The following is a 552-nucleotide window of genomic DNA, read 5'->3' as shown; positions in this document are numbered from 1 at the left end:
GTTTGTTCATCATTCCGGCGGTCGCGAGTTCCAGGATCTCCCTCTCCCGTGGGGTCAGGCTCTGCAGCCGTCGGCGCAGGTCGGCGAGGCCGGCATCCGCTTCGCGGCGCTGCAGATCCCGTTCAATAGCCGCGGTGACGGCGTCCAGCATTTCCTGCTCCCGGAAAGGCTTGGCCAGGAAGTCGACGGCCCCGGCTTTCATTGCCTGGACCGACATCTGTATGTCGCCATGACCGGTCATGAAGACGATGGGAATGCTGATCTGGCCGTCATTGAGCTGCTTTTGAAGATCCAGGCCGCTGGTGATTGGCAGCCTGATGTCGAGAACCAGGCAGTTCGCATCCTCGGGGACCCCCTCGGCCAGAAGGTCGTGCGGCGCCGCATAGGCCGTCACCCGGTAACCGACGGAGCGGAACAGGCTGCTGAGGGCATTGCGCACGGGGGCCTCGTCTTCCACGACGACGACCAGGGGAGCCTCTGAGGCGGTCGCCGGCCCGTTTTTTTGGGCAATACTCAACCTACTGCCCCCCTGCTCTCGGGAGGGTTACCCGG

Annotated in this window: 1 protein-coding gene; it reads right to left on the bottom strand. The window is 64.1% G+C overall.

The window, feature by feature from the left end; genetic code table 11:
• Window positions 1-517, bottom strand: a 517-nt coding sequence (locus tag ACKGJN_RS16675) for a response regulator transcription factor (protein WP_409540693.1), incomplete at its 3' end; no start/stop codon positions are given.
• Window positions 518-552 lie beyond the last annotated feature (35 nt).

The organism is Gillisia xinjiangensis, assembly GCF_046298265.1.
In the GTDB taxonomy this organism is placed as follows: domain Bacteria; phylum Bacteroidota; class Bacteroidia; order Flavobacteriales; family Flavobacteriaceae; genus Gillisia; species Gillisia xinjiangensis.
The sequence above is the reverse complement of the archived record's forward strand: the minus strand, read 5'-3'. Positions and strand labels throughout refer to the sequence as shown.